Annotated in this window: 7 protein-coding genes; 4 read left to right on the top strand and 3 right to left on the bottom strand. The window is 36.2% G+C overall.

Going from position 1 to position 9825, the window contains the following annotated elements:
- Positions 1 to 100: 100 nt before the first annotated feature.
- Together A3SG_RS0115945 and A3SG_RS0115940 are read left to right on the top strand one after the other, a co-directional pair.
- A complete protein-coding gene (locus A3SG_RS0115945; protein WP_016991004.1) occupies positions 101 to 1387 on the top strand; it encodes an HTTM domain-containing protein in 1287 nt (428 codons plus the stop codon).
- Positions 1326 to 3803 carry a TonB-dependent receptor domain-containing protein gene (locus tag A3SG_RS0115940; protein WP_232226404.1) on the top strand — a complete coding sequence of 826 codons (2478 nt, stop codon included), beginning with the start codon at positions 1326 to 1328 and terminating at the stop codon, positions 3801 to 3803. The genes A3SG_RS0115945 and A3SG_RS0115940 overlap by 62 nt, the downstream gene beginning before the upstream one ends.
- Before the next feature lie 291 nt (positions 3804 to 4094).
- On the opposite strand, the gene A3SG_RS0115935 is transcribed toward A3SG_RS0115940, so the two are convergent.
- The 3 genes from A3SG_RS0115935 to prfA form a co-directional block, all read right to left on the bottom strand.
- Positions 4095 to 4907, bottom strand: a complete 813-nt coding sequence (locus A3SG_RS0115935) for an ABC transporter substrate-binding protein (RefSeq protein WP_016991002.1) — start codon at positions 4905 to 4907, stop codon at positions 4095 to 4097.
- A 316-nt stretch (positions 4908 to 5223) separates the two neighbouring features.
- Positions 5224 to 6045, bottom strand: a complete 822-nt coding sequence (gene pyrF, locus A3SG_RS0115930) for an orotidine-5'-phosphate decarboxylase (protein WP_016991001.1) — start codon at positions 6043 to 6045, stop codon at positions 5224 to 5226.
- 206 nt (positions 6046 to 6251) lie between these two features.
- Positions 6252 to 7328, bottom strand: a complete 1077-nt coding sequence (gene prfA, locus A3SG_RS0115925; protein WP_016991000.1) for a peptide chain release factor 1 — start codon at positions 7326 to 7328, stop codon at positions 6252 to 6254.
- Positions 7329 to 7558: 230 nt separating this feature from the next.
- On the opposite strand from prfA, the gene A3SG_RS0115920 reads away from it, so the two are divergent.
- Together A3SG_RS0115920 and cysK are read left to right on the top strand one after the other, a co-directional pair.
- Positions 7559 to 8053 (top strand): DUF6265 family protein, encoded by a 495-nt coding sequence (locus A3SG_RS0115920; RefSeq protein ID WP_016990999.1) that lies wholly within the window; start codon positions 7559 to 7561, stop codon positions 8051 to 8053.
- A 339-nt stretch (positions 8054 to 8392) separates the two neighbouring features.
- Positions 8393 to 9307, top strand: a complete 915-nt coding sequence (cysK, locus tag A3SG_RS0115915) for a cysteine synthase A (protein ID WP_016990998.1) — start codon at positions 8393 to 8395, stop codon at positions 9305 to 9307.
- Positions 9308 to 9825 lie beyond the last annotated feature (518 nt).

The raw sequence follows: 9825 nt of genomic DNA, 5'->3' as shown, positions 1-9825 counted from the left end.
CCAACTGTATTTTTAAATTAAAACTTTATGTCTAACAAAGTACATCAACAAATATTCACATGCCTCAACGCTAGCTTTTTTTAGGCTAGCGTTTGGTTTAATGATGCTGTCAAGTTTAATTCGTTTTGCCAGTTTTGGGTGGATTAAAAAGTTATACATTGATCCGCAATTTCATTTTACCTATTATGGGTTTCAATGGGTAAAACCTTTGGGTAGTTACACCTATCTACTTTTTATTATAGCGGGCTTTGCTGCACTATTCGTTGCGATAGGTTATAAGTATAAACTAGCGATACTTACCTTCTTCCTAAGTTTTACCTACATAGAGCTTATGGACAAAACCACCTATCTCAATCATTATTACTTTATTACCATAATTAGTCTTGTACTAATATTTTTACCAGCAAACTGTTATTTTTCAGTAGACGCCTATAAGAATGAAAAGATACGATTCCAGAAAATTCCACGTTGGAATATTGATATTCTAAAATTATTACTGGCTATTGTTTACGTATACGCTGGTGTTGCAAAACTAAACTCCGACTGGCTATTAGAAGCGATGCCTCTTACAATTTGGTTACCCAATAATTCGAACCTCCCATTAATAGGTCCATTCTTAAATGAGAGCTGGGTACATTATGTTTTTAGTTGGACTGGCGCAATCTATGATCTCGGAATTGTATTGTTATTACTCTACAAGAGAACCCGACTATTTGGTTTTATTTTAGTTGTTGTCTTTCATGTTTTAACTCGAATATTATTCCCAATTGGGGTGTTCCCTTATGTAATGATCATCAGCTCCTTAATTTTCTTTGACGCTAGTTTTCACAAAAACACCCTGTCTTTCCTTGGAAAACTAATTTTCATTCCTATTTTATTATTCGAAAATGAAAAAGAAAAAGTGCAACACTTTAATTCCCTGTATAAAACTAAAATTGTACTTATCAGCTGCTTTATTGCGTTTCAATTATTATTTCCTTTCCGCTATTTATGTTACCCAAATGAGCTCTTTTGGACCGAAGAGGGTTTCCGTTTCTCGTGGCGCGTCATGTTGATGGAAAAAGCAGGGTACGCTACATTTAAAGTAAAAGACGGGGTTACTAAAAAGGAAATTACCATCAACAACAGTAACTTTCTAACTGCTTTTCAGGAAAAACAAATGGCTTTTCAGCCTGATTTCATTTTAGAATATGCGCATTATTTACACGATTATTACGAACAACAAGGATTTAATAATCCTGAAGTTTACGTAGAAAGCTACGTAGCAATGAACGGACGATTAAGTCAAAAATATATAGACCCAAAAATAAATCTAGCAAAAGAAAATGAAAATTTTAAACACAAAACGTGGATACTGCATTTCAATGACACGATTACGGGATTTTAGTATTCTAATCCTCTTACTCTTTTCTGTGAGCAGTATAGCCCAAAATAAAATTGTGGGCGTGATTACTGATGAAAACGGAAAAAAATTAACAGCAGTAGAAGTCTACGATAAGACAACCAACATCAAAGTATTTACCGATGCCACTGGTGGGTTTGAATTTAATTTAGAAAAATCAGGAAGTTTTGATTTTGTTTTCTTCAAAGAAGGCTACTCCATTGTAGAACAAAACAATATTACAACTGGCAGTACCCTCACAATTGCACTGACCAAAATCATCAACCTTTCTGAAGTAATAGTTAGGAAACAAAATGATAAAATATTTGCACTCCGTAAACTAAAAGATATTGAAGGAACTGCAATCTATGCAGGAAAAAAGACCGAAGTCGTATCTGTAAGTAAATTGACTGCAAACAAAGCGACAAACAATGCACGCCAAATATTTGCTCAAGTAGTAGGACTCACAATCAACGAAAGCTCAGATGGTGGTTTGCAATTAAGCATAGGAGGACGTGGATTAAACCCTAACAGAACTTCAAACTTTAATACCCGCCAAAACGGTTACGATATTAGCGCAGATGTTTTGGGGTATCCTGAAAGTTATTATGCCACTCCTACAGAAGCTTTAGAAGAAATACAAGTAATTCGTGGAGCAGCCTCTTTGCAATACGGAACACAATTTGGCGGTTTGGTGAACTTCAAGATAAAATCACCTACTAAAAAACGGTTTGAATTTACATCTAGAAATACCATAGGCTCTTATGGTTTGTTTACCAATTTTACTTCCGTTAGCGGAACAAACAAAAAATTGAGTTACTACAGTTTTTACAATTACAAACAAGGAAATGGTTTTAGACCCAACTCTGATTTTGAAAGCAAGAACTATTTTGCCAATCTTAATTATCAATTGAACGACAAAACTTCCTTGCATTTTGACTATACTTATTTTTATTATTTGGCGCAGCAGGCTGGTGGGTTAACGGATGTAATGTTCAACCAAAACCCTACTCAGAGCAACAGAGCTAGAAACTGGTTTGCGGTAAACTGGAATCTATTTGCCCTAAAATTAGAGCATAAATTCAATAACGATGCTGATTTCTCTTTACAATTATTTGGCTTGGATGCCAGTAGAAAATCGATAGGATATCGCTCAAACCGTGTTTCAAGTCCTGATACAGAAGGAACCGTCAGAGATTTGATTGCTGGGGATTTCGTGAACTGGGGAGCCGAAGCCCGTTATTTAAAACGCTACAACTTAAATGACAATAGAAGCGCCTTTTTAATTGGAGCTAAATACTACCAATCGCGAAACACCGGACTCCAAGGACCAGGAAGCTCGGGTAGTGATGCCAATTTTAATCTAGCTAACAACGAATTCCCTTTCTATACCAACCAGTCAGATTATACGTTCCCAAATTTAAATATTGCCGTTTTTGGGGAAAATATTTTCAAAATCACCTCAAACTTTTCGATCACTCCAGGTTTTAGATTTGAAAAAATACGTACCGAAGCAGAAGGATCTTATCGCAAAATAAACCTGGACCTAGCCGGAAATGTAATCTTAGATGAAAACCAGCAAGAGAATAATATCAAAGACAGGAATTTTGTGTTATTGGGTGTCGGTTTGAGCTACAAGCCACAAAACCAAATTGAATTATACGGAAACGTATCTCAAAATTACCGCTCAGTAACTTTTAATGACATCCGTACCGTTAGTCCAAGCAACGTGATTGATCCCAACATATCCGATGAAAAAGGATTTACTTCAGATATAGGTGTACGTGGACAATTGGGAGACAAAGTGACCTTTGACGCTAGTATCTACGGTTTGTATTATAATGACAAAATTGGGGAGTATGAAACTCGTAACCCAAATGGCTCTGCTGCTGTAGTTCGTTACCGCGCGAATATTGGTACGGCGGTAACCTACGGTTTTGAAACCCTGTTTGACTGGAGTTTAAACAGAACTTTTTTTGAACAAAAAGAAAACTTTATCTGGAATGCCTTCTCTAACATTGCTGTAACCGACTCACAATATTTAAAATCAGATGCTCCAAATATAGAAGGCAATAAAGTGGAATTTGTACCTCTTTTTAACATTAAGACAGGAACGGGAATTGGCTATAAAAACTTTATGTCTAGTCTACAGCTTACGTATGTCTCCTCACAATTTACAGAAGCAAGCAATAGCAAAATAGACAACAACGATAATACCTACGGGATTTTTGGAGAAATCCCTTCTTATTATGTTGCCGATTTTTCAGCCTCGTACAAATGGAAAAATTGGAAACTAGAAGCGGGTGTAACGAACTTTACTAACAATAGCTATTTCACGAGAAGAGCTACCGGATATCCAGGACCAGGAATAATCCCCTCAGACAGAAGGACATTTTATACTACACTAGAATTCGTATTTTAAACGATTAAAGAAAAAGTAATACATTATAAAAGGGTGATTTTGGCTTTCACGAAAGCAAGAAAACTAGTTCCCCAGAAATTGAATTTTACCAATTGTGATTAAAAAGGACCGTCAATTGGAGTGCATGGCTGCGGCGATCTGCATCGAAAATAAGAGCATTTTATATCAAACGGTTCTCAGAATAAGTCAGTTAGACTAGCGAAGCATACCGAGCAGTTTTGTTGCATTTCATTTAGCAAAGAAAACTTCCTGAAACAACAGTTTGCATAAACTATACTGCCGTTTTAGTAATTAATTCTCTATATTTTTATGTAGCATCTTAAAATAATCAAAAGCTTTTAAAAGGCGGCTTCCATACCAAGAGAACATTTCACCATCTACTATAACGGTCTGTGCCTTGTTTGTATATTGCTCTATTTCGTAACCATCCTCTTTCTTAAACGGAAAAGGTTCTGAGGAAAGAAAAACAATTTCAGGATCTCCTTCTGTCTTCATTCTATCGAGTGCAATCTCGGGATACCTTCCTGGAACCTCCGGATTATTGTCATATATATTTCTGAAGTGATTTAGCTTCAACAACTCATTGATAAAATTATCAGAACCAGCGACCATGTATGGGTTTTTCCAAATGAAGTAAGCCACTTTTTTTAAACGTTTGTCTTTGATAAAGTTTTTAAAATCAGTTAAGGCATAAGCTAATTTATCATTCCATTTCTGCGCTTCAGTTCTACAGTTAAAAAGTTGACCAAAATCTGAAATGATTTGAAAATTATCTTCGATGGTAATAATATTGGTAACCCAAACCGGGCAAATCTCACTTAGTCTTTCAACAATTTCTTGGGTATTTTCTTCCTTGTTGCAAATGATAATATCAGGTTTCAGCAAACGGATTTTTTCATAATGTACTTTTTTAGTACCGCCAACACGCTTTTTGGTTGATTTAAAATGGTAGGGATGCACACAGAATTTAGTTACACCAATAATTTTAGCTTCCTGCCCCAAATCATAAAGTAATTCCGTTTGAGAAGGAACTAAAGAAATGATCCGCTGAGGCGAAGTTTCAAAAGTGTGCGTCGTTCCGAGCTGGTCTTTTAGGGCTTTCATATTATTTTATTTAAACAAAAAGGTTTTCTTAATCGCAAATTTTTCACAATGCGCACAAAGATTTTAACCATTTCGACATTAAGAAAAATTAAAGCTTTGCAAATTTAACCACAAAGATCGCAAAGAGCACAAAAGCCTTTTCTATGTTTATATTTGTTTATTTTTTTACACCGCAAAGAAAAAAAACACAAAACACTTAATATCTTAATGGTTCAAAAAATATTTTAAAGAAAATACATGCTTACGAATTTAAACTATTTAGGCATTTAGAAAGATTTAGGATTCTTTTTTATGGACACTCCAAAAAACTTTAAGCCTAAAACTTTAAACTTAGTATTCCTTCCATTTCCTGTTGCATTTTCAACGCCTCTGCTCTTGCTTTTAAGGCAAAATCAGTACCGCTTGAAACATATATGATTCCTCTGGATGAATTGATCAATAACCCCACATTGGCATTCATTCCGTATTTACATACGTCAAATAAACTTCCTCCCTGTGCTCCCACTCCGGGTACCAGCAAGAAGCTGTCTGGAACAATTTTACGAATTTCAGTAAAATATTCTGCTTTAGTTGCGCCTACAACATACATAAGATTTTCAGCATTCTTCCAAGTTTTAGACGTTTCCAGCACGTGCTTGTACAATTCCTTTCCGTCTACAGACAATGTTTGAAAATCAAAGGCGCCTTCATTTGACGTTAGGGCAAGCATGATGGTATGTTTGTTTTCGAAAGCTAAAAACGGCTCTACTGAATCTTTTCCCATATACGGGGCGACAGTAACCGAATCGAAGTTTAAATCTTCAAAAAAAGCTTTGGCATACATAGACGATGTGTTTCCGATATCGCCGCGTTTCGCGTCGGCAATGGTGAAAATTTCCGGATAGGTCTCGTTAATGTAATCGATTGTTTTTTGTAAGGACATCCAGCCTTTAATACCATATGCTTCATAGAAAGCAGTATTGGGCTTATAAGAGACAGCCAAATCATGCGTCGCATCAATTATTGCTTTGTTGAATTCAAAAATCGGATCTTCCAGTTCTAAAAGGTGTTTTGGAATTTTATTCAAATCCACATCTAATCCTACTACTAGAAATGATTTCTTTATTTTGATTTGCTCAATAAGTTGTTGTGTCGTCATAAAAAATTTAAAGTTTAAAAATCTAAAGTTTCAGGTTTACCCTTAAAACTTAATTGTACTTTCTTGAATTACATTCTATTCTCTAACCCGCATAGCAGTAAAAATCCTTTTCCTTTTTGTTTAAAAAAGAAAAGATTACGATCACGTCTTTAAACGAAACGGGAGATTGCTCCAAAAAAAAAGCCTCAATAAATGAGGCTGTTTTCTTAAAAAACTTCGCTGGCTTCTTTTAATTTTTCCATGTTATTAACTAACGCTAGCTCGTCAACAATCTTCTGAATGTCACCATTCATGATATTTCCTAAATCATATAACGTCAATCCTACTCGGTGATCAGTCACACGACCTTGCGCATAATTATAAGTACGTATTTTATTGGAACGGTCACCAGAACTTACTTGAGACGTTCGTTTAGTAGCATCCTCAGCTTGTTTCTTGGCTAATTCTTGCTCGTATAAACGAGAACGTAAAACGCCAAATGCCTTATCTTTATTTTTGTGTTGTGATTTTTGATCCTGACATTGCGCTACTAAACCTGTTGGAATATGTGTCAAACGAACTGCCGATTTTGTTGTATTTACCGATTGTCCACCCGGTCCTGACGAACAGAAAAAATCGACTCTTACATCATTCATATCGATTTGCACATCAAATTCCTCCGCTTCTGGAAGTACCATAACAGTAGCAGCAGATGTATGTACCCGTCCTTGAGTCTCTGTTTGCGGCACTCGTTGTACGCGATGTACGCCCGCTTCAAACTTCAAAGTTCCATAAACATCTTCACCACTCACTTCAAAAATCACCTCTTTAAAGCCTCCAGATGTACCTTCATTCATATCGACAACTGAGGTTCTCCAACCGCGGTTTTCACAGTATTTTGTATACATTCTGAATAAATCTCCTGCAAAAATACTCGCTTCGTCTCCACCAGTACCGGCACGAATCTCCACCATTACATTCTTAGCATCTTCAGGATCTTTAGGGATCAACATGAACTTAATTTCTTCCTCTAATTCTGGCAATCTTTCTTTTGCCTCGTCGAGTTGCATTTTGGCCATTTCGGTCATATCTGCATCACTATTATCGGATATTATTTCGTTTGCTTCTTCGATATTAGCCATCAAAAGCACGTATTCATCACGCTTTTCAGCCAAGGCTTTCAAAGTCTTATATTCTTGATTCAATTGCACATAACGTTTCTGATCAGAAATAACATCCGGCTGGATGATCAAATCCGAAATCTCATCGAAACGTTGTTTTACTATTTGAAGTCTATCTAACATATTATTAGTCCTTATATTTGGAGTGCAAATTTACGAAAAATAGTTTATAGTTAACTCTAGTTTCTCTACAGTTTTTTCAGGAGCTTTTTCCAGCTATCCGCTCTATCTTTTTAGGGTTAAATTCCTCCGTCATTCAACTCTAAAAAGGATGCCGCTTTTATCTGGTCTAGCTGCCCTTTTTTTCATAATTTAGCAAGGTCCTTGTAGGACAACTCAATCTCAAAATCTCTATGTATAAAATAATCGTTTTCCTCTTGGCACTTGCCGCTTTTATCTCATGCAAAAAAACAGATTCAGACGATTCTGATAACAACGAAAAAGATAAAATTAAAACGGCACATTGGCTGCTAGGACAGTGGGAAACCAAGTCCGAGGACGGAACACTTACTGAAACTTGGAAAAAAGCAAATGATAGTACCTATAGCGGGCAGTCTTTTTTTCTAAAAGGAAAGGACACCATTCATTATGAAACAATTCTGCTGCAACAAGTAGAAGATCAGCTAAGTTATAATGCCAATGTAAGAGGCCAAAACAACGATAAACCCGTCGTCTTCCTTCTTACGGAAACGAAAGAAAACCAACTTGTTTTCGAAAACGAAAAACATGACTATCCACAAAAGATAAGTTATACCCAAGTTTCTAAAGACAGCCTAGTCGCTGAAATATCAGGCGTACAATCAAGGAAATCCAGCTCTGAAAAATATATTATGCTAAGAATAAAGTAAAAACAACTGCACTTCATAGAAATGGCCTTGCTTAAATACAGGAAAGCCGTTTCTATTATCGACTGTAAAGCAGAGTTGTTCGGTTATTTGGCAAAAAAACAAAACAAAACAAAACAATTGTGAATCCGCCTTGAATCGCTCCGGTAATTATCAATTGCAAACAGTCGCTAATGTGATCAAGAACATCATTTTAGATTGCATTGTCTTTTTATTTTTACTTCAAAGCCCAAGTAGACCTTTCCCTATAGAATTTCTTTTTTTTTATGAATTATTTACAATTGTTATTTTTGTAGAGTCTCGATAGTAGGCTATCTTTACTTTCAACAAAAACTTCATAAAATGAAATACGATACTATATTAGAAACCATCGGCCATACTCCCCACGTAAAAATCAATCGATTATTTGGATCTAACCATAATGTTTGGATTAAATTAGAAAGAGCTAATCCTGGCGCCAGCATAAAAGACAGAATCGCTTTATCCATGATTGAAGACGCAGAGAAGAAAGGATTACTAAAAAAAGACAGCGTTATTATCGAAGCGACCTCGGGAAATACCGGAATTGGTTTAGCAATGGTAGCAGCGGTAAAAGGCTACCGTTTAATTTTGGTAATGCCAGAATCCATGTCGGTAGAAAGAAGAAGATTAATGAGTATATACGGTGCTGAATTCGTCTTAACACCGCGCGAAAAAGGAATGAACGGAGCCATAGAAAAGGCGAAAGAAATGTCTGAGGAGCTTCCCAATGCTTGGTTACCGCTTCAATTTGACAATCCAGCTAACATTGAAATTCACAAAACTGCGACCGCGCAAGAAATCTTGAAAGACTTTCCTGATGGCTTGGATTATATGATTACGGGCGTAGGAACCGGCGGACATATCACAGGTTGTGCCGAAATACTGAAACAACATTATCCTAATCTTAAAGTTTTTGCCGTAGAGCCCGAAGCTTCCCCCGTTATTAGCGGCGGCGCTCCTGCACCACACCCTCTTCAAGGTATTGGCGCAGGATTTATCCCAACTAATTTATATACAGAACTTCTAGATGGATCTATACAAGTAAGTAAAGATGAAGCTTACGACTATACTCGAAGAGCAGCCAAAGAGGAAGGAATGCTAATTGGAATTTCTTCCGGTGCTTCCTTAGCGGCAGTAGCAAAAAAACTTTCTGAAATTCCTGAAAATGCTAAAGTACTGACTTTTTGCTATGATACTGGGGAACACTATTTGAGTGTAGAAGGTCTTTTTGAATAATGATACCTTTTAAAGAAGGTCCTAATAAATAAGAAACCGATTTGTAAAAGCAAGTCGGTTTTTTTATATCTTTTTCTTGGGCCTGTCCCTGCTTCCACTATAGTTACATTAGGGTCAGGCTGTACGCTACAATCTTTGTCGCACTGCTTTTTACAAAGGATTTCCACTGCCATCCCTCATGCAAAACAGTCCCTAACCTGATATGAGCTTTGAAAATTACACACAGCAATTATATTTCAACAAAAGAGTAGAAATATGAAGTTACCTTTGAGATGTAAAAGACAAACCTGCAATAAACCCCAACCTTGCTTCTTGCGGCAAAAAAAACATAGCTTATTTGTGAAAACGGGAAGCATAATTATGCTTTAAAAATAAGTTCAAACTCTATTAAACAGGACATTTTAGTCATTGGAAGATAAAGTGTGCAATCAGGCAAACTCAGTTTTGAGAACTACATTATGATCAGAATTAAATAAAAACTTCTACACCTGATAAAAATAGTCCTAGCAACTCACAGC

Origin of the sequence: Flavobacterium sp. ACAM 123, assembly GCF_000264055.1 — a bacterium.
Taxonomy (GTDB): domain Bacteria; phylum Bacteroidota; class Bacteroidia; order Flavobacteriales; family Flavobacteriaceae; genus Flavobacterium.
This window is presented reverse-complemented; position numbering and strand designations above follow the sequence as displayed.

Excerpts from the sequence above, each read along its gene's own strand:
- A3SG_RS0115935 (WP_016991002.1), bottom strand. The coding sequence starts at position 4,907 with ATGAAAGCCCTAAAAGACCAGCTCGGAACGACGCACACTTTTGAAACT.
- prfA (WP_016991000.1), bottom strand. The coding sequence starts at position 7,328 with ATGTTAGATAGACTTCAAATAGTAAAACAACGTTTCGATGAGATTTCG.
- pyrF (WP_016991001.1), bottom strand. The coding sequence starts at position 6,045 with ATGACGACACAACAACTTATTGAGCAAATCAAAATAAAGAAATCATTT.
- A3SG_RS0115940 (WP_232226404.1), top strand. The coding sequence starts at position 1,326 with ATGAAAATTTTAAACACAAAACGTGGATACTGCATTTCAATGACACGA.
- A3SG_RS0115920 (WP_016990999.1), top strand. The coding sequence starts at position 7,559 with ATGTATAAAATAATCGTTTTCCTCTTGGCACTTGCCGCTTTTATCTCA.
- A3SG_RS0115945 (WP_016991004.1), top strand. The coding sequence starts at position 101 with ATGATGCTGTCAAGTTTAATTCGTTTTGCCAGTTTTGGGTGGATTAAA.
- cysK (WP_016990998.1), top strand. The coding sequence starts at position 8,393 with ATGAAATACGATACTATATTAGAAACCATCGGCCATACTCCCCACGTA.